The following is a 23,007-nucleotide window of genomic DNA, read 5'->3' as shown; positions in this document are numbered from 1 at the left end:
CCGACGCCTGTTGCGCGCGCGATGTGCACGCACCCCTGCCAGACTGCACGCATGACCGATCTCGACGCGCCCTCCCCCACCGCCGAGCGTGCCCGCACCGGCTTGTCGGCCGACGCCCTGCGCCGCGCCATCGTCGACCACGTGCGGTACTCGATCGGCCGCCCGGCCGCGGCGCTGCGGCCCGAGCACTACTACCGGGCACTCGCCCTCGCCGTCCGGGACCGCATGCAGGACAATCGCGTCGCCTCCACGCAGACGTCGCTGGACCTCGGCAGCAAGGTCACCTGCTATCTGTCCGCCGAGTTCCTGATGGGTCCGCAGCTGGGTGCCAACCTGCTCAACCTCGGCATCGAGAACGCGGCCCGCGCCGCACTCGCCGAGCTCGGTCAGGATCTGGACGAGGTGTTGGCCTGCGAAGAGGAGCCCGGGCTGGGCAACGGTGGCCTCGGCCGGCTGGCGGCCTGCTACCTGGACTCGCTGGCCACCCTGGCCCGGCCGGCCATCGGCTACGGAATCCGCTACGAATTCGGCATCTTCGACCAGGAGATCCACGACGGCTGGCAGGTCGAGAAGACCGACAACTGGCTGGTGAACGGAAACCCTTGGGAGATCGCCAAACCCGACGTGCACTACCCGGTGTTGTGGGGCGGGCACACCGAGCGTTACGCCGACGACGCCGGTGTGCAGCGCGTCCGCTGGATCCCCGGCCGGATCATCCAGGGCGTGGCCTACGACACCCCGATCCAGGGTTACGGGGTGAAGACGTGCAACGTGCTCACCCTGTGGAGCGCCCGTGCGGTGCAGTCCTTCGCACTGGACGCCTTCAACACCGGTGACTACTACAAGGCCGTCGAGGAAGAGGTCACCTCCGAGACCGTCACCAAGGTGCTGTACCCGAACGACGAGCCCGAGGTGGGCAAGCGGCTGCGGCTGCTGCAGCAGTTCTTCTTCGTGTCCTGCTCGCTGCAGCACGTCCTGCACATCATGGACGATCTGGCCGACGTATCGGTGCTCGATCTGCCGAAGCGGTTCGCACTCCAACTTAACGACACGCACCCCTCCATCGGGGTGGCCGAGCTCATGCGCCTGCTGGTCGACGAGCGCCGCCTGGACTGGGACACGGCCTGGGCCATCACGGTGGCGACCTTCGGCTACACCAACCACACCCTGTTGCCCGAAGCCCTGGAGAAGTGGCCGCTGGGCCTGTTCGGCGAGAGCCTGCCGCGCCACCTGGAGATCATCTACGAGATCAACAGCCGTTTCCTCGACGAGGTGCGCGCCAAATTCCCCGGTGACGAGGAGCGGGTGCGCCGGATGTCGTTGATCGGCGAGGACAACGGCAAGACCGTCAAGATGGCCTACCTGGCCACCGTCGGCAGCCACGCCATCAACGGTGTCGCGGCGCTGCACTCCGAGCTGCTCAAATCCAGTGTGCTCAAGGACTTCTACGAGCTGTGGCCGGAACGCTTCTCCAACAAGACCAACGGTGTGACACCGCGGCGTTTCGTGGCACTGTCCAACCCCGGGTTGCGCGCCCTGCTCGACCGCACCGTCGGTGACGGCTGGCTGACCCACCTGGACCGGCTGCGCGGTCTGGAGCCGTTCGCCGACGATCCCGGCTTCCGCCAGGAATGGCGAGACATGAAGCGGGCCAACAAGGCCCGGCTGGCCGAGTTCGTGGTGGCCGAGACCGGTGTCGAACTGGACCCGACGTGGCTGTTCGACATCCAGGTCAAGCGGATCCACGAGTACAAGCGCCAGCATCTCAACGTGCTCAACATCGTCACCCAGTACCTGCGGCTCAAGAAGAACCCGGGAATCGAGATCGCGCCGCGGGCCTTCATCTTCGGCGGCAAGGCCGCCCCCGGGTATTTCCTGGCCAAGCGCATCATCAAACTCATCACCGCCGTCGGCGACATGATCAACAACGACCCGACCGTGAACCAGTACCTGAAGGTGGTGTTCCTGCCGAATTTCAACGTCCAGAACGCCCACCTGATCTACCCGGCCGCCAACCTCTCCGAGCAGATCTCGACAGCCGGCAAAGAGGCTTCCGGCACCGGCAACATGAAGTTCATGATGAACGGCGCGCTGACCATCGGCACGCTCGACGGCGCCAATGTCGAGATCCGTGAGGAGGCAGGTGCGGAGAACTTCTTCCTGTTCGGCCTGACCGTCGAAGAGGTCGAGGCGCTCAAGCACGACGGGTACCGGCCGGCGGACTTCATCGAGGCCAACCCGGAGCTGGCGTCGGTGCTCGATCTGATTGCCGGAGGTCACTTTTCGCACGGCGACACCGAGGTGTTCCGACCTCTGGTGGACAACCTGCGCTACGACGACCCGTTCCTGGTGCTGGCGGACTACGCGTCCTACGTGGAATGCCAGGACCGGGTGAGCGCCGCGTGGAAGGATCGCGACGCCTGGTCTCGGATGTCCATCCTGAACAGCGCGCGCAGCGGCAAATTCTCCTCGGACCGGGCCATCGAGGAGTACTGCGACGATATCTGGGGAGTCCGCCCGGTCAACGTCGTGACCTAAGCCCCTTTCGGACACTCGGGACGAACGGGTACACCGGTATACATGACCACCACCGCACCGCTCTCCGATGTCGAACTCGCGCAGCTGGATGCGTATTGGCGGGCCGCCAATTACCTGTCGGTTGGCCAGATCTACCTGCTGGACAATCCGTTGCTGCGCCAGCCGTTGCGGCCGGAGCACGTCAAACCGCGGCTGCTGGGACATTGGGGCACCACCCCCGGGCTCAACCTGCTGTACGCGCACTTGAACCGGGTCATTCGGCACCGGGACTCCGATGTGGTGTTCATCACCGGTCCCGGTCACGGCGGGCCGGGGTTGGTGGCCAACACCTACCTGGAGGGCACCTACAGCGAGGTCTACACCGGCATCGGCGAGGATGTCGACGGATTGCGAAAGCTGTTCCGCCAGTTTTCCTTTCCCGGCGGTATCCCGAGCCACGTGGCGGCCGAGACCCCCGGCTCCATCCACGAGGGCGGTGAGCTGGGCTACGCGCTGGTGCACGCGTTCGGTGCCGCCTTCGACAATCCGGACCTGGTGGTGGCCGCGGTGGTCGGCGACGGTGAAGCGGAGACGGGGCCACTGGCGGCGAGTTGGCATTCCAACAAATTCCTCGATCCGGTCCGCGACGGCGCGGTGTTGCCCATCCTGCACCTCAACGGTTACAAGATCGCCAACCCGACGGTATTGGCCCGTATCCCGCAGCAGGAGTTGGAGTCGCTGTTCACCGGATACGGCTATCTCCCGATCACCGTTGCCGGTGACGACCCGGCAAATGTGCATCAGCAGCTCGCGGCGGCGTTGGACGACGCGTTCGACCAGATCGGTGCCATCCAGCGGGCCGCACGCACCGACGGTGAGACCGGCCGCCCGGTGTGGCCGATGATCATCCTGCGTACCCCGAAGGGCTGGACCGGGCCGGCCGAGGTGGACGGTGTGAAGGTGGAGGGCACCTGGCGCTCCCATCAGGTGCCGTTGTCGGAAACCCGCACCAATCCGGATCACCTGGCGGCGCTGGAACGCTGGCTGCGCAGCTACCGCCCGGACGAACTGTTCGACGAGAACGGCGGGTTGCGGTCCGATCTGCGCGCACTCGCCCCGCAGGGTTACCGCCGGATGGGGGCCAACCCGCACGCCAACGGCGGGGTGTTGTTGCGCGACCTCGATCTGCCGCCGATCCAGGATTACGCGGTGGAGGTGGGCCGGCCGGCCGCCGAGTCCGCTGAGGCCACCCGGGTGCTGGGCACCTTCCTGCGTGACGTGATCGCGCGCAACTCGGACAACTTCCGGTTGATGGGACCCGACGAGACGGCGTCCAACCGCCTCTCGGCGGTCTTCGACGCCACCGACAAGGCATGGCTGGCCGACGTCTCCCCGGACGACGAGCACCTGGCACCGGGCGGCCGGGTGATGGAGGTGCTGTCCGAGCACCTGTGCCAGGGCTGGCTGGAGGGCTACCTGCTGACCGGCCGGCACGGATTGTTCAGCTGTTACGAGGCTTTCGTGCACATCGTCGACTCGATGCTCAACCAGCACGCCAAATGGTTGTCCAGCAGTGCGCGCCTGGACTGGCGCCGGCCGGTGGCATCACTGAATTATCTTCTCACGTCCCATGTTTGGCGCCAGGACCACAACGGCGCCTCCCATCAGGACCCCGGCTTCATCGACCACGTGGCCAACAAGCGTCCCGAAGTGGTGCGGGTGTATCTCCCGCCGGACGCCAACACCCTGCTGTCGGTGGCCGACCACTGTCTGCGCAGCCGTCAGTACGTCAATGTCATCGTGGCCGGCAAGCAGCCCGCGCTGACCTACCTGACCATGGACGAGGCGATCGCGCATTGCACGCGTGGTGCGGGGATCTGGGAGTGGGCCAGCAGCACCACCGGTGAGCCGGATGTGGTGCTTGCCTGCGCCGGCGACATTCCCACCCTGGAGACGCTGGCCGCCGCCGATATCCTGCGGCGCCGGTTGCCCGATCTCGGCGTGCGGGTGGTCAACGTGGTCGACATCATGCGTCTGCAACCGGAATCGGAGCATCCACACGGCTTGTCCGACCGGGATTTCGACGCACTCTTCACCACCGACAAGCCGATCATCTTCGCCTATCACGGTTATCCGTGGCTGATCCACCGGCTGACCTACCGGCACACCAACCACGATCAACTGCATGTGCGCGGGTTCAAGGAGCGCGGCACCACCACCACGCCGTTCGACATGGTGATGCTCAACGACCTGGACCGGTTCCACCTCGTGATGGATGTCATCGATCGGGTGCCCGGACTGGGCAGTTCGGCCGCGGTGCTGCGCCAGGAGATGGTGGACGCGCGACTGGCGGCCAAGCACTACACCCGTGAATACGGCGAGGACGACCCGGCCATCACCGGCTGGACCTGGGAACGCGACATCTGACGTTTCCCGCTCCGCGGACCCGGGTAGTCGACCGGTGTCCGAACCAACAACGGAGAGGAATCATCATGCGCGCCAAAACTATCGCCGGGGCCGCCGGAACCACCTTCGCCACCGCGTCGCTGGCAGTCGTGACAGCGGCTTCGGCAGGTGCCGTGCCGGCCAGCGAGAGTTACGGCAACCAGCAGGAACTCAACGGCCCGGCCGGCACGGTGACCGCGTGGACCGTCGAAGACCTGCGCCCCAGCACCGATACGCTGCCGGTGCCGGTGAACGGAACCCTGTACGAGGCCACTGCCACGGTGCAGGCCGTACAGGGCACCGCCACCCCGGTGGTGACCGACTTCAATGCCCGCTCGGCGGTGGGCACCGACTATCGAGCCGTGCCGGCCCCCACCGCGACGGGTGTCAACCCGACGCCACTGCAGCAGGGCACCAGTGACACCGGCAAGATCTACTTCGATGTCACCGGCCCGGCACCGGAGAGCGTGGTGTACAGCAGCGGTGGCCAAGACGTGCTGGTCTGGAAGTAAATTCGGTGCGCAATTCGTCGGTGCTCAACTGGGTGCTCGCCCTGGCGACCATCCCCGCAGCGGCCGCAGTGGTCGGTTTTGCCTACATGCAGATCATGGGCACCGCGGGCTGCAGTGAGCCCGACTGCGCGCATCTGAACACGCTCGGCTTCACCCTCATCCAGTACGGGGTACCGGCCGTCGCGGGGCTGGCCGTGGTGGCGTCGTTCGTCACCGCCCGCCGGCGTCGCGGCGTGCTGGCCCCGCTGGCCGCCTGGGCCGTCATCGCGGCCGCCGTGCTGGTACTGATCGTCAGCTTCCCTCATTAGGGTCCGATGCCCTCGCCTCCGCGCCGGATTCCTCGGCGTCGAGCGCGTCATCGGGGTTCGTTCTGCCCACGTATGCACCGTCACCGTCGGCATTGGCTCGGCTCGCGGCCACGTGCGGATCGTCGGTGACGTCTTCTTCGGACTTCTCGCCCGGACCATCGTTGCGCATCAGCATTCTCCTTCGGTGATTTCTCGTGCTGCGCACGGGGACGGTTCGGCGGCCAGTTCGACGTCGGCCACCAGCGGGCGGTGATCCGAGATGGCCAATTCTGGTGTGGCACAGTGGCGGGCCTGCAGTCGCGGGTGATCGGTCAGCAGGTGGTCGAGCTGCCGGGCCGGCTGATGAGCCGGGAACGTGCACGCGGACACCAGTGACCGCAAGCCGGACCACCGGCGTGCCGCGGCGCCGGTGAGATTGAGGTCCCCCAACAACATTCGCGGCCCGGGAAACGCCGAGAGGTCGCGCGACAGCCGGCGCAGCTGATAGCGATTCCAGCCGGGAACGAAGCTCAGGTGGGTGCTGGCCACGGTGAACGTCCCCATCGGGGTGTCGAAACATCCGGCCAGTGCGGCCCGCGGCTCCTCGTCGACCATCATCACCCGGTTGGGTCCCGGCAGGTACATCGGAAAGGTGAACGGGATCCGCGGCAGATAGACGACATGCCAGTCGCGCACCGGATAACGGGACAGCAGTGCCACACCGTAGGCGGTCGTGCCCGGCTGCTCGGCCCCCGTAGCGGCCGCCCAGACCGCGCCCGGCGTGCCGGAGATGGTGGCCGCGAACCGCTGCGCCACCGCGCCCATGGCGTCGGCGGCAACGGCCGTCAGGTCCACACTGCCCGATCTGGGTTGATGGACGTCGACCTCCTGGAGCGCCAGCAGATCGGCGTCCAGGGTGCGGATGCAGTCGGCGAACGTGTCGATGTCCACCCCGTCGCCGGGGCTCCGGCCGTGAAGAATGTTGAAAGTGGCAACCCGCATGGGTACTCCATACCCAATGAGCGAGCACAACCACACCCACGACAGCGCGCTCGGCGCCAGACACGACGCGTTGCGGGAATCGCTGCGGCACGCCGCAGCGGCGCTCAAGCGTGACGGCCCCGAGTTCGCCCTGGCCGGCAGCTACGCGCTGTGGGTGTACGGCGGGCCGGAGCCGGTCCACGACGTCGATTTCGTGGTGGCCGAGTCGGACGTGGACGCGGCCGCCGCAACGCTCCGGGCGGCCGGCTTCCAGTTGCTGCCGTGCCCCGAGGATTGGCTGTTCAAAGCGTTCCGGGACACCACCGCGGAGGTTTTGGTGGATGTGCTGTTCCGCATCAACCGGGTCCCGGTCACCGCCGCGGCGCTACGGCACGCCGAGGTCCGCGATGTGCTGGCCATCCCGATGCCCGTCCTCACCCCGACGTGCGTGATCACCCACAAACTGCGCGCGTTCGACGAACACAACTGCGATTTCGGCGCGCTGCTGCCTGGGGTGCGCGCGGTCCGGGAAGCGGTGGATTGGCCGCAGGTGCGGGCCGCGACCGCCGACAGCCCGTTCGCGACGGCGTTCTTGTGTCTGTGCGGCGGTCTCGGCATCGCTCCCCCGGCGTGACTCACCCGCGCTGCTCCACATAGTGCGCGGCGATCTCATCACTGGTGGTCAACCACACGTCGGGTGCGCCGGCCAGGAATTCCAGGGCCCGGTCCAGGTACCTGTGCCGGAAGGCCTGGCCGATGACGAACGGATGTAAGGCCAGCGCCAGGACCCGGCCGCTGCCATGTGCGGCGTCGGCGTGCAACTGCTGGTACTGGTCGATCACCATCTGCACGAATTCCGCTCCGGTGAACCCTTTTCCGAAGATGAGCAGATCATTGAGCTCCACCGAATAAGGCACGCTCAGCATGCCGGGCACGGTCAGCGGGTAGGGCTGGTCGTCGTTGGTCCAGTCGAGTACGTAGCGGTACCCCAGTTCGGCCAGCAATCCCGGCGTGTGCTGCGTTTCGGTCAGACCCGGCCCCATCCAGCCGAGTGGTTGTCGTCCGGTGGCCTCGACGATGGCGCCGGTGATCTCGCTCAGCAGCTGCCGTTCCTCGTCGACGGCAAGCCCGGTGTGCAACGCCGAGTTGGTCCGCCCGTGCGCCAGCCAGGCCCAGTCGCGTTGCACGCCCGCGGCGACGATCTCGGGGTGGTGTGCCACCACATCGGAATTGAGCAGGGCGCTGGCACGCACCCCGTGCCGGTCCAGCGCCTCGATGGTGCGCCAGATGCCCACCCGAACTCCGTAGTCGCGCCAGCCGTGGTTCAACGGGTCGGGGTTCAGGTCGGCGGTTCCCGGCCAGATGCTGGTGGACGCCTGGCCCGGGTGGAAATACTCGATGTTGAGGCCGATGTACACCGCCACCCGGGCGCCACCCGGCCAGGTCAGGGGTGGCCGGTCGGTGATGGGACGGTGCGTATAGGGAACTGTGGTCATGACGGCACGGTAGGAGCTGACACCGGTGTCAGGGGCAAGCCGATTCGGTATAACGGCCCCATGCGGATTGGTGAGCTGGCGCGGCGCACCGGGGTCAGCGAGCGATCGCTGCGCTACTACGAGCAACAGGGCCTGTTGGTGTCCGCGAGGACGCCGAGCGGACAACGCGACTACCCCGAGCGGGCCGTCGACCGGGTGATCCACATCCAGGAGTTGTTCGCCGCGGGCCTGCGCAGCGCCACCATCGCTGGGCTGTTGCCGTGTATGCGCGACACCGATGGCGGCCCGGCACCCGGAGCGACCCCGCGCCTGATCGCCGCCCTGCATGCCGAACGCGACCGGCTGGATCGCAGCATCCGCGAGCTGGCCGCCTCCCGCGAGGTACTGGACCAGGTGATCGCCGCGGCAGCGGATACCCCGGACTGATCCGCCTTGGCATCACCGTGCGCCGATCTCTTGAACCCACAGGACAACGCCGGACACTGGACGGGCCGGCGGTCCCGCCCCGGAATGGTCACCCCGGAGCATGCGTTGTCGGTGACAACGAGGAAAGCGAGATACTGCCCGTGGCTGATCCCGACTTCATCCACCTGGCCGTCGCCCTGGACGGCACCGGATGGCACCCGGCGGCGTGGCGCGAACCGGACGCCCGCCCCGACGACCTGCTGACCGCCGGGTACTGGGCCGACCTGGTCGGCACCGCCGAACGGGGTCTGCTGGACCTGGTGACCATCGAGGACGGGCTGGCCCTGCAGTCCGACCATCCCTGGCGGGCCGATGAGCGCACCGACCGGGTCCGCGGTCGGTGCGACGCGGTGCTCATCGCCGCCCGCGTCGCCCCGACCACCCGTCATATCGGCCTGATCCCCACCGTCATCGCCACCCACACCGAGCCGTTCCACCTGTCCAAGGCCATCGCCACCCTGGACTACGTCAGCTCGGGGCGGGCGGGTGTGCGCGTCCAGGTCTCGGCCAGCCCCGAGGCGGCCGGGCATTTCGGCCGCCGAGTGATACCCGAATCCCTCGTCACCGAGGACCTGATCGGTGAGGCCGCCGACTATATCGAGGTGCTCCGGCGGCTCTGGGACAGCTGGGAGGACGACGCCGAAATCCGTGACGTCGCCACCGGGCGGTTCATCGACCGGAACAAACTGCACTACATCGACTTCGAGGGCGCACATTTCTCGGTGCGGGGGCCGTCGATCACCCCACGCCCACCGCAGGGTCAGCCCATCGTCGCCGCCCTCGGGCACGTCGACCCGGTGTACCGGCTCATCGCCGGTGGCGCCGATATCGGATTCGTCACCCCACACACCGCCGAGGAGACCACCGCGCTGGTTGACACCATCGCCGCCCAGCGGCCGTCCGGGTTGCCCGCGGTGCGGGTGTTCGCCGACCTCGTGGTGTTCCTCGCCGACACCACCGCGGCGGCGCGCGCCCGTAAGGCCCGCCTCGACGAGTGGCTGGGCGCCGAATACCGCAGCGACGCAGAGGTGTTCGTGGGCACCCCGGTGGAGCTGGCCGACCTGCTGCAGCACTGGCATGCGGCCGGAGCGGTCGGCTTCCGGCTGCGCCCGGCCACCCTGCCGCACGACCTGGAGCAGATCACCGGCGCGTTGGTACCCGAACTGCGCCGCCGCGGGGCGTTGCGCGCCCAGCATCCCGGCGGCACGCTGCGCGACCTGCTCGGTCTGCCCCGCCCCACCAACCGGTACGCAGGAGTTGCCCGATGAGCAAGCCCGTCAAGCAGATTCACCTGGCCGCCCACTTCCCCGGCGTCAACAACACCACGGTGTGGAGCGACCCGGCGTCGGGCAGCCACATCGAGTTCAGCTCGTTCGTGCATTTCGCGCAGACCGCCGAACGCGGCAAGTTCGACTTCATGTTCCTGGCCGAGGGTTTGCGGCTGCGTGAACAGAACGGACTGATCTACGACCTCGATGTCGTGGGCCGGCCGGACACCTTCACCGTGCTGGCCGCCCTGGCCGCGGTCACCGACCGGCTCGGGCTGACCGGCACCATCAACTCGACCTTCAACGAACCCTATGAGGTGGCGCGGCAATTCGCCTCACTGGACCACCTGTCCGACGGCCGCGCCGCGTGGAACGTCGTCACGTCGTGGGATGCGTTCACCGGCGAGAACTTCCGGCGCGGCGGGTACCTTGCCGAGGACCAGCGGTACTCCCGGGCCGAGAGCTTCCTGCGGGCGGCGCACACCCTCTTCGACTCCTGGCGCGGCGACGAGATCGTCGCCGACAAGCAACGCGGGGTGTTCCTGTCCGATCCGCAGGCCGGCGCGTTCTCCTATCACGACCAGCATTTCGACATCGGCGGCCGGTTCAACGTGCCGCGCAGCCCGCAGGGCCGCCCGGTGATCTTCCAGGCCGGCGACTCCGACCACGGCCGCGAGTTCGCGGCGGCCGCCGCCGACGCCATCTTCTCCCGGCACGGCACCCTGGCCGACGGGCAGGCGTTCTACGCCGACGTGAAGGGCCGGCTGGCCAAATACGGGCGGCGCCACGATCAGTTGCTGATCCTGCCCGCGGCGACCTTCGTGCTCGGTGACACCGACGCCGAAGCCGCCGATATCGCCCATGAGGTGCGCCTGGCGCAGGTGTCCCCCGCGACGGCGATCAAATTCCTTGAACAGCTGTGGAATCGGGACCTGTCCGACCATGACCCGGATGGCCCGCTGCCGACGGTGGATCCCATCGTCGGGGAGAACACCATCGCCAAGGGGCGGGCGAGCGTACGCATGCACCGGGACCCGATCGCCGTCGCCAACGAGTGGCGAGCCAAGGCCGAGGCCGAGAACCTCACCACGCGCGAGCTCATCGTCGAGGTGACCGGTCGGCAGAACTTCGTCGGATCACCGGCCACCGTGGCCGAATCGATCAACCACCTGGTGCAATCCGATGCGAGCGACGGGTTCATCCTGGTTCCCCACGTCACGCCGAGCGGGCTGGACCCGTTCGTCGACAAGGTGGTGCCGCTGTTGCAGGAGCGCGGGGTGTTCCGCGCCGATTATGCCGGTGCCACCCTGCGCGACCATCTCGGTCTGGCCGAGCCGGCCCGGCAGTCCAGGGCCAGTTAGCGGCCGCGTGTAACGCCTGCGGCTCGCCGGCACACTCCCTTTGCGTCACCGTCTCGACCGGAGCGCAAAGGAGCCCGATATGACCGTCTTGCAGGAAGCCCGGCTCGCCAGGGCCGGATCCACTCTTTCCACCATCAGCAGTGTCCTGCTCAGGTACGGGCTGGTGCTGGTGATCGGGTGGATCGGACTGCTCAAGTTCACCGATTACGAAGCCCATGGCATCGAGCCCCTGGTGGCGAACAGTCCGCTGATGAGCTGGCTGTACGGCATCTTCTCGGTGCCCACCTTCGCCACCCTGCTGGGCGTCCTGGAGGTTGCCACCGCGGTGCTGTTGGCGGTGAAGCCATGGTGGCCGCGGGTCTCGGCGGTCGGCAGCGTGCTGGCCATCGGCCTTTTCGTCGCCACGATCAGCTTCCTGTTCACCACGCCCGGAATCGGCGAAGCGTCCGCCGGGGGCTTCCCACTACTGTCGATGACGGGCCAGTTCCTGATCAAAGATGTTGTGCTGATCGGTGTTTCGGCATGGACGCTGGCCGACGCGATGGCGGCTACACTTCGATCCCAGTGACCACATCGGCCCCGGAGGAAGCCGCCCTCGTCGCTGCCCTGCGCGGCGGCGACGAGGCGGCCTTCGCCCATCTCGTCGACCGGCACACCCCGGCGATGCTGCGCGTCGCCCGTGGCTATGTGCCCAACCGCGAGATCGCCGAGGAGGTGGTCCAGGAGACCTGGATCGCGCTGGTGAAGGGCATCGACGGATTCGAGGGCCGATCGTCGCTGCGCACCTGGCTCTTCACGGTGCTGGTGAACACCGCCAAATCGCGGGGACTGCGGGAGCGTCGCGACGCCGATGTCGCCGTCCTGGCCTTCGCCGGCCCGACGGTGGATCCTGCCCGGTTCCGCGCCGCCGGCGAGCGCTGGCCCGGTCACTGGCGCGACGATGCCGCGCCGCTGCCGTTTCCGGACACCCCCGAGGGCTCGGTGCTGGCCACCGAACTGCTGGCGGTGACCCGCCGCGAACTGGACAAATTGCCGGCTCGTCAGCGCGAGGTGGTCACACTGCGCGATGTGCTGGGCATGGACAGTACCGAGGTGTGCGAGCTGCTCGACATCACCGTCGCCAATCAACGGGTGCTGCTGCACCGGGGCCGGGCCGCCGTCCGACAAGCACTCGAGGACTATCTGAAGGAGGCGTCATGACAGACGACGCGATGGACTGCCATGAGCTCGTCGAGCTCGTCACCGCGTATCTCGACGGCGCACTCGATCTGGACACCCGTGCGCGTTTCGACGCCCATCTGCTCGACTGTGACGGCTGCGAGAATTATCTGCAGCAGTTGCGTGGCACCATCGACACGCTGGACACGCTCGGCAAGGCGGACCCGGAAACCCTGGACCCCGCTTTCCGGGACAAGCTGCTGGCCGCGTTCCGCGATTGGCGGTGAATGATTTCAGCGAACGGGGTGTCACCGCCTGCCACGGCGGCAATGATGGAACCGGACCCGAGCTCGACGAGGAGCGCTTGACATGACCGCGATCGAAAACAACGTCACTTCCACCTCGGCTTTCGACGACGACGTCGCGGCCACCCAGGCTTATTTCGACAGCGGACGGTTCGAGGGCATCACCCGGCTGTACTCGGCCCGGCAGGTCGCCGAGCAACGCGGCACGATCCCCTCGGACTACCCCGTGGCGCGGGAGGCGGCCACCGCGTTCTACCCGCTGCTGCGCGAGCTGTTCGCGCAGAAGAAGAGCATCACCACCTTCGGCCCCTATTCGCCCGGCCAGGCGGTGGTGATGAAGCGGATGGGCATCAAGGGCATCTACCTGGGCGGCTGGGCGACCTCGGCCAAGGGCTCCATCAGTGAGGATCCCGGTCCGGACCTGGCCAGCTATCCGCTGAGTCAGGTGCCGGACGAGGCGGCGGGCCTGGTGCGCGCGCTGCTGACCGCCGACCGCAACCAGCAGTACCTGCGGCTGCAGATGACGGAGGAGCAACGGGCCGCGACCCCGCCGGTGGACTACCGGCCGTTCATCATCGCCGACGCCGACACCGGCCACGGCGGTGATCCGCACGTGCGCAATCTGATCCGGCGCTTCGTCGAGGCCGGTGTGCCGGGCTACCACATCGAGGACCAGCGTCCGGGCACCAAGAAATGCGGTCACCAGGGCGGCAAGGTGCTGGTGCCGTCCGACGAGCAGATCAAGCGGCTCAACACCGCCCGGTTCCAGCTCGACATCATGCGGGTGCCCGGCATCATCGTGGCCCGCACCGACGCCGAGGCGGCCAACCTGATCGACAGCCGCGCCGACGAGCGGGACCAGCCCTTCCTGCTGGGTGCCACCAATCTGCGCATCCCGTCCTACAAGTCCTGTTTCCTGGCGATGACGCGGCGGTTCTTCGACCTGGGTGTCACCGAGCTCAACGGGCACAAGCTGTATGCGCTGCCCGACGGCGAGTACGCCACGGCCGAGGCCTGGCTGGACCAGCACGGGATCCTGCGGTTGGTGGCCGATGCCGCGGCATCGTGGAAGGACAACCCCCGGCAGTCGCTGGACAAGCTGTTCGACGGGGTCGAGTCCGCGTTCGTCGACGCCTGGCAGGACGACGCCGGGTTGCAGACCTACGGTGACGCGGTCGCCGACCTGCTGGAGTTCCGCGAGCGTGAGGGCGAGCCGCCGGCCACCAGTGCCAAGGAATGGCGCAAGTTCGCCAAGACCGCGTCGTTGTACTCGGCCCGGGAGAAGGCCAAGGAACTGGGCGCCGACGTCGCGTGGGACCCGGAACGGGTGAAGACGCCGGAGGGATATTTCCAGATCCGGGGTGGCATCCCGTACGCGATCGCCAAGTCGCTGGCCGCCGCCCCGTTCGCCGACATCCTGTGGATGGAGACCAAGACCGCCGACCTGGCCGATGCCCGCGAGTTCGCCACCGCCGTCCATGCGGTGTATCCGGACAAGATGCTGGCCTACAACCTCTCGCCGTCGTTCAACTGGGACACCACCGGCATGACCGATGACGAAATGCGGGCCTTCCCCGAGGAACTCGGCAAGATGGGGTTCGTCTTCAACTTCATGACCTACGGCGGCCACCAGATCGACGGTGTGGCCGCCGAAGAGTTCGCGACGGCGTTGCGCCAGGACGGCATGCTGGCGCTGGCCCGGTTGCAGCGCAAGATGCGACTGGTCGAATCTCCTTACCGCACACCGCAGACACTGGTCGGCGGCCCGCGCAGCGATGCCGCGCTGGCCGCGTCGTCGGGACGCACGGCCACCACCAAATCGATGGGTAAGGGTTCCACCCAGCATCAGCATCTGGTGCAGACAGAGGTGCCCAAGAAGCTGTTGGAGGAATGGCTGGCGCTGTGGGGCGAGCACTATCAGCTCGGCGAGACGCTGCGCGTGCAGTTGCGCCCGCGCCGGGCCGGGTCCGATGTGCTGGAGCTCGGCATCTACGGCGACGGCGACGACAAGCTGGCCGACGTCGTGGTCGACCCGATCAAGGATCGGCACGGCCGCAACATCCTGACCGTCCGCGACCAGAACACCTACGCCGAGAAGCTGCGCAAGAAGCGCCTGATGGATGTCATCCACCTGTGGCTGATCCACCGGTTCAAGCCGGAGATCGTCTACTACGTGACGCCCACCGACGACAACGTGTACCAGACCGAGAAGATGAAGAAGCACGGCATCTTCAGCAACGTCTATCAGGAGGTCGGCGAGATCATCGTCGCCGATGTCAACCAGCCCAGGATCGACGAATTACTGACCGCCGACCGGGTGGCGCTGGGCAAGCTGATCCGCAAGGAGGACTGAGCCTCACGCCTCGGTGACGAACTCGACGGCGGCGTTCAGCGCCGGGCGGTGCCGCAGGATGCGGTAGTGGGCCAGCCGGCCCAGGCCCGTCGTGGTGACCAGCCGCGCGTCCGGCCAGGCCGCCGCGATGGCACTGCTGGTCTGGTAGGGACTGTCGCGGTCGTCGGGATCGTGCAGGAGCAGTAGCGGCGGATTGTCGGGCCGGGCCGCCATGGCCGAGATGTCGGTGTCGAACAGCGGCATGCCGAGGCGCTCGTCGAGGCGGCGGTGCAGGCGACTCCGGATCCGCGGGCCGAAACCGTGGCGATCGGCGAAAAGGTCGAGATACAGCGAGAAATCGCCCATCGGGGCGAGGAACACCAGGCGTTCGGCGCGGGTCCCGCGGGCCACCGCCAGCGCTGCGGCCTTGGCGCCCAACGAGTGCCCGATGATGCCGTGGGCGGCGCCGTACGTGCGCACGACCGCGCCGACGGCCTCGGCACACTCCAGGATGGTGGTGCGCCCGGGAGCCAGCGCGCCCGGTTCGGATTCGTTGTGGCTGGGCAGGTCGAAGGCGATGACGCGGTATCCGGCCGCGACGAGCGGTTTGACGAAGACACCCATGTGCGCGCGGCAGCCACCCCAGCCGTGCACCAGGTACACCGGCGGGCCGTCGCCCCAGATCTCACCGCGGACGCGATGTCCGTCCCATCGGGCCTCCAGCGGCCGGCTTTGCGGCACACCCGGCGGCATGCGCTGGCTCAACTCCATCGTGGGTGGCGTGCACCACAGCTCGATAGCCCACCGGGCGCCCCAGGCCGGCGCGATCCGCTCCAGCAGTCCGAAGGCGCGACGGACCTTCGGCTCGACGGGCGGTTCGATCCCCGAGCCGACGACCGCCGCGTCGAGTCCGGTGCTCACGTGCCATCCCCCGCGGCGACGGGCTCACGAAGTCCAGCGGCGGCCGCTACCGGTGCGGTGCTCATCGGCTGATCCTGTAGCCTCGGCGCCGCCGTGGCAAGCACCCACCAGGTCGGCCGGCGCATCGCCCAAGCCCCGCACCGGGCCCGCGGCCCTGGCGACCAGCGGGCTGAGCGCGGCGACGGCCGCCAGGACCACGGACACGACGACGGCGCCGGTGAAGCCGTGGGTGTCGGTCACCACGCCCCCGGTTGCCGTGCCGATCGCTCCGCCGGCGAGGTTCCCGCTGTTGAGCCAGCCGAACGCCTCGGCAGAGGCGTGCTCGTCGACGGCGCGCGACACCATCAGATACAGGGTGGCCAGGGCCGGCGCGAAACCCAGGCCGGAGGCGAACAGCACCGCCAGCTGCAGCCCGTGCTGCCCGACCACGCCGAACAGCGCGGTCCCGACGGCGACGGTCGCCAACGCGGCGACCAGGCCACGCACCCCGAATCGGCGGTGCCCGAACATGATTCCGCCGACCAGCGAGCCGAGGCTGGCCACGGCGATCGCGGCACCGGTCATGGCGCTGCTCGTGCCGTAACGCGCAACCACGCCGACCTCCAGCGCGGTGAAGGACGCGATCAGCGGCAGGCTGGCCGCGATGGCCAGCGCGACGGCGCCATTGCCCAGCACCCGGCCGAAGGCCGCACCGCTGTGCCGCGGCGCCGGCCGCACATGGCGGGCGCTGTACAGGAACCACGCGGTGCCCACCACCGTGACAGCCCCGGCGACCACCAAGGGCAGGGCGGTCGACAGAGCCGAGGCCAGCACGGTGGCGGCCAGCGGTCCGACCACCCAGCACACCTCCTGCGCCGTGGTGTCGAGCGCGAACAACGCCCGCAGGCCCGGGCCGGACACGATGTAGGGGTACAGCGCGCGGACCACCGGCGCCAGCGGGGGCACCGAGGCGCCGATCGCCAGACCCGACAGCAGCAGCATCACCGGTGCCGAACCCGCGACCGCAAGGGCCACCAGCGCACCGCCGTTCACCGCGGCGGCCGCCATCAACGTCGTTGCGCGGCCGACCTTGCCGGCTATCCGCGCGGTCAGTGGCATCGCGAGTGCCTCACCGATGCTGACGCACGCCACCACGGCACCGGCGAGGGCGTACGAGCCGGTCTTCTCCTGCACATGCAGCAGGACGGCCAGGGACAGCATGCCCAGCGGCAGCCGCGCGAAGGTCTGCGACGCCACCAGCGTCAGCACACCCGGGACGCGGAGCAGCCCTGCATAGACCTTCACCCGTCGAACTGTACCGTCCAGACGGTACAGTTCGAAAGCGAGAATGTACGCTCTGCCGATGAGCTCGGCACGCGACCGCATCCTCGACGCGTATGAGGAATTGCTCGCCGTCGAGGGCGAGCGTTACGCCACCCTCGATGCTGTCGCAGCCAAAGCCGGTGTGTCCAAAGGCGGCCTTTTGTACCACTTCCCCGCGAAAGAGGAGCTCAGCAACGCGTTGTGCGAGCGGCTGCTCGCCCTCGCCGCCGTGGACGTCGAACGGATGCGCAGCGCCGACGAGGGCCCCGCGCGGTACTACGTCCGCACCTCGCGCTACGAGGGCACGCCACTGGACCGGGTACTGGTCGCGGTGTCACGGTTGCAGCAGGCCGGCAACGCGCGCGCCCGTGCGGCCATCGAGGAGGCGTCCGGTAACTGGCTGGCCGTCCTGCACGGCGCGTTGGGCGACCTGGCCCTGGCGCGGGCCATCAAGCTCATCGGCGACGGCCGGTATTACAGCGCATTGTCCCGAGCCGTCGCAGGCAAGCCGGTGCCCTCCACCGGCGATGACGAACTGCTCGCCGTCATCGACCGGATCGTCGACATCGGCCGGTCCCCGTAGCGTCAGCGCGCCAGCGCCGCCCGCACATCGCGCCCGACAAACCCGGCGAACTCCTGCACGTCCACCTCGGCGCCCGGTTGCAGCACCACCGTGTCCACCCCGGCGGCGACCCACCGGCCGATGCCCGCCGCCACCTCGTCGGCATCGCCGGCCAGGCCGACATCCTGGTTCGGGTCGAGCTCCCAGAGCCGTATCTCGGCGTCCAGGTCCGCCTGTGCGGTCGGCCCGGTGGCGCACAGCACGTAGGTGACCACCGAATGCGCGGCCGGCTCGGTGCGCCGCTCACCGCCGGCCCGGATGTGGGCCGTCGCGGCGCGCACGCCGTCGGGTGTGGTGCCGCCGGACAGCACCGTGCCTGCCGCCAGCTCGCCGCTCAACCGCAGCGTCTTCGGGCCCATCGCCGCGGCCAGCACCTCGGTACCCGGGGGCGGTGGCCAGTCCAGCGCGACCTCGTCGAGGTTGACGTAGCGTCCGTGAAAGGTCACCCGTTCGCCCCGCAGGAGCGCGGTCAGGCACGTCAGATATTCGCGCAGCAGCGTCATCGGCGAATCCACGCGCGCCCCGATCTGGCCCATCCACTCCTGCACACCGTGCCCCAGGCCGATCCGGACGCGGCCGGGGAATGCCCGCGCCAGCGTCGCGACCTCCATGGCGGTCGCCGCCACATTGCGCATCGGGACCGGCAACACACCGACTCCGACGGTCAAATTCTCGCTGTGCGACAACGCAATCGCCGCAGCGGAGATGCCTCCCGCCAGGAAACAGTCCTCCCACAGCCACATTTCGTCGACGCCGGCCCGGTCTGCCGCACGAGCCGCGGCCGCCAGATGCTCCGGAGCGATCTGCGGCCGGTAGACGATTCCCAACCGGATGTTTGCGGCGTCGGAGCCCATCGATGCCCTCCTCAAGTGCGGCTGCCACGGTACGAGTGAATCGTATCAGTCCAGCTGATGCAGCCTGATGAGGCCGCGTGTGGTGATACGATTCACCACGCCTCGAACGAGGCTCGACAAAGACACCCAGATCATCGGAGTCATTCATGGGACAACTCGACGGCAAGGTCGCCTTCATCACCGGGCTCGCCCGCGGTCAGGGACGATCGCACGCGCTCACCCTGGCCAGGGAGGGCGCCGCCATCATCGGTCTCGACCTGTGCGGCAAACCCAGCACCACCGCCTACCCGGGCACCACGGAATCCGACCTCCAGGAAACTGTGCGCCAGGTCGAGGAACTCGGCGGCCAGATCTTCGTCGACATCGCCGACACCCGGGACTACGCACAGGTGAAGGATGTATTCGACCGTGGCATCGAGCAATTCGGCCGGGTGGACATCGTGGTACCCAACGCCGGCATCTGTTCGGGCGCCAAGACCTGGGAGATCGATCCCGAGGACTGGCGCGAGATGGTGGACATCAACCTCAACGGCGTGTTCCACACCGTCAAGGCCGCAATTCCCACCATGATCGCCCAGAACCAGGGTGGCTCAATCGTATTCATCGGGTCGACCGAGGCACTCAAGGGAGCCGAGAACATCTCGTCGTACGCGGCCGCCAAGCACGGTGTCACGGGTTTGATGACCTCGCTGGCGCGCGAACTCGGTCAGTACAACATCCGGGTCAACTCGGTGAACCCAACCTGCGTGGACACCGACATGATCAACAACGACTTCGTGTACGGGCTGTTCCGTCCCGACCTGGACAAGCCCACCCGCGAGGACGTGATCGACACCTTCGCCGGCACCCATATCCTGCCGGTGCCGTGGATGCAGCCACAGGACGTCAGCAACGCCATCCTCTACCTGGTCACCGAACCGGGCCGCTACATCACCGCCACTCCCCTGGTCATCGACGCCGGTTTCATCGTCAAGTCCTGATCGCGCGACGCGCTCACCTGAGTAGCCCTTCCGGCCGGGAGGGCTACTCTCATATCCGCCCGTAACGCCGGCCCCGCACCAGAAAGCAACCCGATGGTCACCATGAAGGACGTCGCCAAGGCCGCCGGCGTGTCCCAGGCGTCGGTGTCCTACGCCTACAGCGGTTCTCCGCGGGTGTCGGAAACCCAGCGTCACCATATCTTCGCGGTGGCCGCCGAACTCGGCTATACCGGGCCGAACATCGCCGGGAGCTTCCTGCGCTCGGGCCGGATCGGCGCGGTCGGCGTGCTGGTGCCCGGCCCGCTGGCCAACGCCGTCGAGGATCCGTCGACCGCCCTGCTGCTCAAGGGGATTGTCGAGGTGGGCGAGCTCGCCGATGTGGCGTTGACGTTGCTGCCCGTTGCGCGTCCGGATGCGCCCGAACCGACGGCACGCCCGGCGACACCGGCGGTGCTGCGCGGCCTGGTCGACGGGGTCGTCATGCATTGTCTGCCCAACGACCACGAGGTGGTCCAGGCGATCCGGTCCCGCGGGCTGCCCGCGGTGGCCATCGATTCCCCGCGCCTGCCGCATCTGCCGTACGTCACGGCCGACCATCGCCAAGGCGGCACCGATCAGATGAATCACGTTCTCACTCAAGGGCATCGGCGCATCGCGGTGCTCACCGACCGCATCGGTGGCCGGCACTTCCCCGGCTGCCGCTCGCTGGCGCAGGTGCCGATGGTGGCCGAGACGTACCTGGCCGAGCGCTTCACCGGTTATCGCGATGCGTTGCTCGCGCACGCCGTCGACGCCGCCGCCGTGACGGTCATCGAGGCCCCCGATATCGACATGGCCAGCGGCATGGCCGCCGCGGCCGAGCTGATCGCCTGCGCCCGGCCGACGGCCGTGGTGACGACCTCGGATGTGCACGCCGCCGCGGTTCTGAAAGTGCTTCGCGGACTGGGCATCGCGGTGCCGCGGGAGGTCTCGGTCATCGGGTTCGACGACGCCCCGATCGCCGATCTGCTGGGACTCACGACCATCCGGCAACCGCTCGAAGACAAGGGACGCACGGCGGCCCAGATGCTGCTGGACGTCATCGCCGGCCACCAGCGCCGGCGGTCGGTCAAACCGGTCGAGCTGGTCGTCCGGAACACCACGGGACCCGTGGTCGGCTGACGACGACGGAGGCCCTGCCGGGGTGAGCATTCTCCGGCAGGGCCTCGTCGTGCAGCGCGCTAGTCCGCGGCGCCGACTTCCTCGCGATCAGCCCGGCGATGGTGGGGCTGCGCCACCGGCGGTGTCGGCTCGGCCAGCGGTACCTCTTCGGCGAAGGCGGCCATATCGTGCTGGGCGCGGTGCTTGCGCAGGATGTCGGCGATCTCGATGGCATCGCCCTCGGGCGCGGTCGACTTCCGATAGGGCTTGGCGACCACCATGTAGATCACGCCGACGGCGACCACCACCAGGAAGCCGATCAGGGCGATCCAGCGGTCCGCGAAGTGCAGGCTCGGATCGCCGTTGGGGCGGGCCAGCACGATCATCGACAGCACACCGTAGGTCAGGGCACCGATGCTGACCGGCCAGCCCCACTTGCCCAGCGTCCATTGACCGCCGGGTTTCCAGCCCTTCGCGCGGGCCCGGATCGATGCCAGCACGACCATCTGGAAGGCGAAGTAGCCGGCCAGCATCTGGAAGGCGGCCACCCGGAACAGCGCGTCCGGCAGGAAGTACAGCAGCAAGAACAGGCAGAAGCACAGCGAAGCGACCAGGATGGTCGAGTTGAGCGGGATCTTGCGGCTGGAGATCTTCTTGAAGATGTGCGCGCCGGGGAACATGTCGTCACGGGCGAACGAGAAGATCAGCCGTCCGCCGGCCGCCTGCTGCCCCATGACACACGCCAGGAACGACGTCAGCGCGACCACCAGGAAGACCTTGGTGCCGACCTCGCCGAAGTTGTCGGTGAGGATCGCGGTGATCGGGTTGGCGACGTCGCCTGCGACGATGGCTGCCAGGTTCGGTGCGGCCAGGATGTAGCCGATGAAGGCGAACATCGCCGCGGCGCCGCCGAGTACCACGGTCAGCATCATCGAACGTGGAATGGACCGGCTGGGGTTGGGGGTCTCCTCGGCCACCTCGCCGCAGGCCTCGAAGCCGTAGTACAGCACCAGGCCGATGATCGCCGCGGTGACGAAGGCGCTCATGTAATCGCCGTCGCCACCCGTACCGAAGGTGTTGAACAGCACCGAGAAATCGTTCTTACGGGCGAAGATCAGCAGGTACAGCCCGACCACGATGATGCCCGCCAGTTCGGCGGCCAATCCCACCTTGGCGATGGTGGCCAACGTCTTCGAACCCGTCGAGTTCAAGAACACGCAGATCACCACCACGATGGTCGCGATGATCAGCTTCTGCAGCGGGGTCGACGAGATATTGGAGTCCGGATTGAACAGGGCCAGCACGAAATCGGCGCTGAACATCGCCGTGGTGGTGCAGCCCACGACGACACCCGCGATGTAGATCCAGGACATGATCCAGGCATACGGACCGTTCCACAGCCGCCGCGCCCATTGGTAGAGGCCGCCCGCGATCGGGAACTGGGACACGATCTCGCCGAACACCATGGCCACCAACAGCTGCCCGAAGGCGGCGATGACCAACCACAGGATCGACGGCGGACCCGCTGTCGTGAGGGCCTGGGTGAACATCGACAAGACGCCCACCAACGGTGACAGGTACAGGAAGCCGAGCGCGAAGTTCGACCACATGCCGATCTTGCGATCGAATTTCTCTTCGTAGCCCAGCACCCTCAGGTGGGCATTGTCACCGGAGAGCGGTTGCCCTCCGGAGTTGGTCACTGACATCGTGGTCTCCTTGCACTAAGGGTCTGGTGATCGGCTGGATTGGTCAACCACGGGTCTTGGCGTACCGGCGGCGGGAGCGTTCGCAAGGTGCCCGGCGCCGGGGTGCCTGTGACCATGGCCACAGATGAAGTGTCGATGAACGGGACGGCGGCAAACAGACTCAATACGTGCAAGCAATGTCGAAGTGTTTTCACGCAGTGATTACCTCCCGCGCCCCGCAATATGGCCGTAACTCGCCGCAAATATGCAGGTCAAATAGCCCTTCCCGGCGCGCGCGGCGGATCGGTCCCACCAGTCCTGCCCAGCCGCCCGTCGGATCGTCGCGAAGCGACGAACCTGTGCAATTGGGCGCCCC

General features: G+C 67.8%; 22 protein-coding genes. 15 read left to right on the top strand and 7 right to left on the bottom strand.

The features are described from left to right. Positions 1 to 51: 51 nt before the first annotated feature. The 4 genes from BN977_RS29485 to BN977_RS29470 all read left to right on the top strand — a co-directional run bounded on the left by BN977_RS29485 (position 52) and on the right by BN977_RS29470 (position 5,782). Positions 52 to 2,538 (top strand): glycogen/starch/alpha-glucan phosphorylase, encoded by a 2,487-nt coding sequence (locus tag BN977_RS29485; RefSeq protein WP_036403563.1) that lies wholly within the window; start codon positions 52 to 54, stop codon positions 2,536 to 2,538. 42 nt (positions 2,539 to 2,580) lie between these two features. Continuing rightward, positions 2,581 to 4,944: a phosphoketolase family protein gene (locus BN977_RS29480; RefSeq protein ID WP_036403561.1), complete on the top strand. Its 2,364-nt coding sequence runs from the start codon at positions 2,581 to 2,583 to the stop codon at positions 4,942 to 4,944. A gap of 65 nt (positions 4,945 to 5,009) precedes the next feature. Continuing rightward, positions 5,010 to 5,474 (top strand): DUF1942 domain-containing protein, encoded by a 465-nt coding sequence (locus BN977_RS29475; RefSeq protein WP_024452522.1) that lies wholly within the window; start codon positions 5,010 to 5,012, stop codon positions 5,472 to 5,474. A 5-nt stretch (positions 5,475 to 5,479) separates the two neighbouring features. After that, positions 5,480 to 5,782: a hypothetical protein gene (locus BN977_RS29470; protein WP_234709687.1), complete on the top strand. Its 303-nt coding sequence runs from the start codon at positions 5,480 to 5,482 to the stop codon at positions 5,780 to 5,782. Here the strand turns inward: BN977_RS29470 and BN977_RS29465 are convergent. Next, positions 5,766 to 5,957, bottom strand: a complete 192-nt coding sequence (locus BN977_RS29465; protein WP_036403556.1) for a hypothetical protein — start codon at positions 5,955 to 5,957, stop codon at positions 5,766 to 5,768. The two genes, BN977_RS29470 and BN977_RS29465, sit on opposite strands and share 17 nt — an antisense overlap. Then, positions 5,951 to 6,763: an endonuclease/exonuclease/phosphatase family protein gene (locus tag BN977_RS29460; RefSeq protein ID WP_051562053.1), complete on the bottom strand. Its 813-nt coding sequence runs from the start codon at positions 6,761 to 6,763 to the stop codon at positions 5,951 to 5,953. Before BN977_RS29460 ends, BN977_RS29465 begins: the two co-directional genes overlap by 7 nt. Before the next feature lie 16 nt (positions 6,764 to 6,779). On the opposite strand from BN977_RS29460, the gene BN977_RS29455 reads away from it, so the two are divergent. Continuing rightward, positions 6,780 to 7,376, top strand: a complete 597-nt coding sequence (locus BN977_RS29455) for a hypothetical protein (RefSeq protein ID WP_036403554.1) — start codon at positions 6,780 to 6,782, stop codon at positions 7,374 to 7,376. 1 nt (position 7,377) lies between these two features. Here the strand turns inward: BN977_RS29455 and BN977_RS29450 are convergent, their stop codons facing one another. Further along, on the bottom strand, positions 7,378 to 8,238 hold the full coding sequence (locus BN977_RS29450) for a polysaccharide deacetylase family protein (protein WP_084172717.1): 861 nt from the start codon (positions 8,236 to 8,238) through the stop codon (positions 7,378 to 7,380). A gap of 60 nt (positions 8,239 to 8,298) precedes the next feature. Between BN977_RS29450 and BN977_RS29445 the strand changes: the two genes are divergently transcribed. The 7 genes from BN977_RS29445 (at position 8,299) to aceA (ending at position 15,148) form a co-directional block, all read left to right on the top strand. Continuing rightward, positions 8,299 to 8,664, top strand: coding sequence for a MerR family transcriptional regulator (locus BN977_RS29445; RefSeq protein WP_036403549.1), 366 nt, complete (start codon positions 8,299 to 8,301; stop codon positions 8,662 to 8,664). A gap of 140 nt (positions 8,665 to 8,804) precedes the next feature. Beyond that, the gene (locus tag BN977_RS29440; protein ID WP_407661216.1) at positions 8,805 to 9,971 is read left to right on the top strand and encodes an LLM class flavin-dependent oxidoreductase; all 1,167 of its coding nucleotides are present in this window, start codon (positions 8,805 to 8,807) and stop codon (positions 9,969 to 9,971) included. Next, positions 9,968 to 11,332, top strand: coding sequence for an NtaA/DmoA family FMN-dependent monooxygenase (locus BN977_RS29435; RefSeq protein ID WP_036403545.1), 1,365 nt, complete (start codon positions 9,968 to 9,970; stop codon positions 11,330 to 11,332). Before BN977_RS29440 ends, BN977_RS29435 begins: the two co-directional genes overlap by 4 nt. Positions 11,333 to 11,411: 79 nt before the next feature. Further along, the gene (locus BN977_RS29430) at positions 11,412 to 11,900 is read left to right on the top strand and encodes a YkgB family protein (RefSeq protein WP_051562052.1); all 489 of its coding nucleotides are present in this window, start codon (positions 11,412 to 11,414) and stop codon (positions 11,898 to 11,900) included. After that, positions 11,897 to 12,532, top strand: coding sequence for an RNA polymerase sigma factor (locus BN977_RS29425; RefSeq protein WP_036403543.1), 636 nt, complete (start codon positions 11,897 to 11,899; stop codon positions 12,530 to 12,532). The genes BN977_RS29430 and BN977_RS29425 overlap by 4 nt, the downstream gene beginning before the upstream one ends. Continuing rightward, positions 12,529 to 12,777, top strand: coding sequence for an anti-sigma factor family protein (locus BN977_RS29420; RefSeq protein ID WP_191262585.1), 249 nt, complete (start codon positions 12,529 to 12,531; stop codon positions 12,775 to 12,777). Before BN977_RS29425 ends, BN977_RS29420 begins: the two co-directional genes overlap by 4 nt. 82 nt (positions 12,778 to 12,859) lie before the next feature. Then, positions 12,860 to 15,148, top strand: a complete 2,289-nt coding sequence (gene aceA, locus BN977_RS29415) for an isocitrate lyase ICL2 (protein WP_036403541.1) — start codon at positions 12,860 to 12,862, stop codon at positions 15,146 to 15,148. A 3-nt stretch (positions 15,149 to 15,151) separates the two neighbouring features. Here aceA and BN977_RS29410 read toward each other — a convergent pair whose 3' ends face one another. Both BN977_RS29410 and BN977_RS29405 read right to left on the bottom strand, forming a co-directional pair. Beyond that, entirely contained in the window at positions 15,152 to 16,048 is an 897-nt protein-coding gene (locus BN977_RS29410) for an alpha/beta fold hydrolase (RefSeq protein WP_036403539.1), read from the bottom strand. A gap of 24 nt (positions 16,049 to 16,072) precedes the next feature. Then, on the bottom strand, positions 16,073 to 17,332 hold the full coding sequence (locus BN977_RS29405) for an MFS transporter (RefSeq protein WP_036403537.1): 1,260 nt from the start codon (positions 17,330 to 17,332) through the stop codon (positions 16,073 to 16,075). Between the two features lie 58 nt (positions 17,333 to 17,390). Between BN977_RS29405 and BN977_RS29400 the strand changes: the two genes are divergently transcribed. Then, positions 17,391 to 17,933 carry a TetR/AcrR family transcriptional regulator gene (locus BN977_RS29400; RefSeq protein WP_036404867.1) on the top strand — a complete coding sequence of 181 codons (543 nt, stop codon included), beginning with the start codon at positions 17,391 to 17,393 and terminating at the stop codon, positions 17,931 to 17,933. A 2-nt stretch (positions 17,934 to 17,935) separates the two neighbouring features. Here BN977_RS29400 and BN977_RS29395 read toward each other — a convergent pair whose 3' ends face one another. Continuing rightward, positions 17,936 to 18,826: an LLM class flavin-dependent oxidoreductase gene (locus BN977_RS29395; protein ID WP_036403536.1), complete on the bottom strand. Its 891-nt coding sequence runs from the start codon at positions 18,824 to 18,826 to the stop codon at positions 17,936 to 17,938. A 146-nt stretch (positions 18,827 to 18,972) separates the two neighbouring features. Between BN977_RS29395 and BN977_RS29390 the strand changes: the two genes are divergently transcribed. Both BN977_RS29390 and BN977_RS29385 read left to right on the top strand, forming a co-directional pair. Beyond that, positions 18,973 to 19,806 carry a mycofactocin-coupled SDR family oxidoreductase gene (locus BN977_RS29390; RefSeq protein WP_036403535.1) on the top strand — a complete coding sequence of 278 codons (834 nt, stop codon included), beginning with the start codon at positions 18,973 to 18,975 and terminating at the stop codon, positions 19,804 to 19,806. Positions 19,807 to 19,899: 93 nt separating this feature from the next. Further along, positions 19,900 to 20,967: a LacI family DNA-binding transcriptional regulator gene (locus BN977_RS29385; protein WP_036403534.1), complete on the top strand. Its 1,068-nt coding sequence runs from the start codon at positions 19,900 to 19,902 to the stop codon at positions 20,965 to 20,967. Between the two features lie 59 nt (positions 20,968 to 21,026). Here BN977_RS29385 and BN977_RS29380 read toward each other — a convergent pair whose 3' ends face one another. After that, entirely contained in the window at positions 21,027 to 22,652 is a 1,626-nt protein-coding gene (locus tag BN977_RS29380; RefSeq protein ID WP_084172716.1) for an APC family permease, read from the bottom strand. Between the last annotated feature and the right edge of the window lie 355 nt (positions 22,653 to 23,007).

The sequence above is a fragment of the Mycolicibacterium cosmeticum genome (assembly GCF_000613185.1).
Classification (GTDB): Bacteria; Actinomycetota; Actinomycetes; order Mycobacteriales; family Mycobacteriaceae; genus Mycobacterium; species Mycobacterium cosmeticum.
Note: the sequence above shows the minus strand (reverse complement) of the source record. Positions and strands in the feature narration are given on the sequence as shown.

Excerpts from the sequence above, each read along its gene's own strand:
- BN977_RS29380 (WP_084172716.1), bottom strand. The coding sequence starts at position 22,652 with ATGTCAGTGACCAACTCCGGAGGGCAACCGCTCTCCGGTGACAATGCC.
- BN977_RS29400 (WP_036404867.1), top strand. The coding sequence starts at position 17,391 with ATGAGCTCGGCACGCGACCGCATCCTCGACGCGTATGAGGAATTGCTC.
- BN977_RS29450 (WP_084172717.1), bottom strand. The coding sequence starts at position 8,238 with ATGACCACAGTTCCCTATACGCACCGTCCCATCACCGACCGGCCACCC.
- BN977_RS29475 (WP_024452522.1), top strand. The coding sequence starts at position 5,010 with ATGCGCGCCAAAACTATCGCCGGGGCCGCCGGAACCACCTTCGCCACC.
- BN977_RS29445 (WP_036403549.1), top strand. The coding sequence starts at position 8,299 with ATGCGGATTGGTGAGCTGGCGCGGCGCACCGGGGTCAGCGAGCGATCG.
- BN977_RS29430 (WP_051562052.1), top strand. The coding sequence starts at position 11,412 with ATGACCGTCTTGCAGGAAGCCCGGCTCGCCAGGGCCGGATCCACTCTT.
- BN977_RS29395 (WP_036403536.1), bottom strand. The coding sequence starts at position 18,826 with ATGGGCTCCGACGCCGCAAACATCCGGTTGGGAATCGTCTACCGGCCG.
- BN977_RS29455 (WP_036403554.1), top strand. The coding sequence starts at position 6,780 with ATGAGCGAGCACAACCACACCCACGACAGCGCGCTCGGCGCCAGACAC.
- BN977_RS29390 (WP_036403535.1), top strand. The coding sequence starts at position 18,973 with ATGGGACAACTCGACGGCAAGGTCGCCTTCATCACCGGGCTCGCCCGC.
- BN977_RS29385 (WP_036403534.1), top strand. The coding sequence starts at position 19,900 with ATGGTCACCATGAAGGACGTCGCCAAGGCCGCCGGCGTGTCCCAGGCG.
- aceA (WP_036403541.1), top strand. The coding sequence starts at position 12,860 with ATGACCGCGATCGAAAACAACGTCACTTCCACCTCGGCTTTCGACGAC.
- BN977_RS29435 (WP_036403545.1), top strand. The coding sequence starts at position 9,968 with ATGAGCAAGCCCGTCAAGCAGATTCACCTGGCCGCCCACTTCCCCGGC.
- BN977_RS29485 (WP_036403563.1), top strand. The coding sequence starts at position 52 with ATGACCGATCTCGACGCGCCCTCCCCCACCGCCGAGCGTGCCCGCACC.
- BN977_RS29460 (WP_051562053.1), bottom strand. The coding sequence starts at position 6,763 with ATGCGGGTTGCCACTTTCAACATTCTTCACGGCCGGAGCCCCGGCGAC.
- BN977_RS29480 (WP_036403561.1), top strand. The coding sequence starts at position 2,581 with ATGACCACCACCGCACCGCTCTCCGATGTCGAACTCGCGCAGCTGGAT.
- BN977_RS29465 (WP_036403556.1), bottom strand. The coding sequence starts at position 5,957 with ATGCTGATGCGCAACGATGGTCCGGGCGAGAAGTCCGAAGAAGACGTC.
- BN977_RS29420 (WP_191262585.1), top strand. The coding sequence starts at position 12,529 with ATGACAGACGACGCGATGGACTGCCATGAGCTCGTCGAGCTCGTCACC.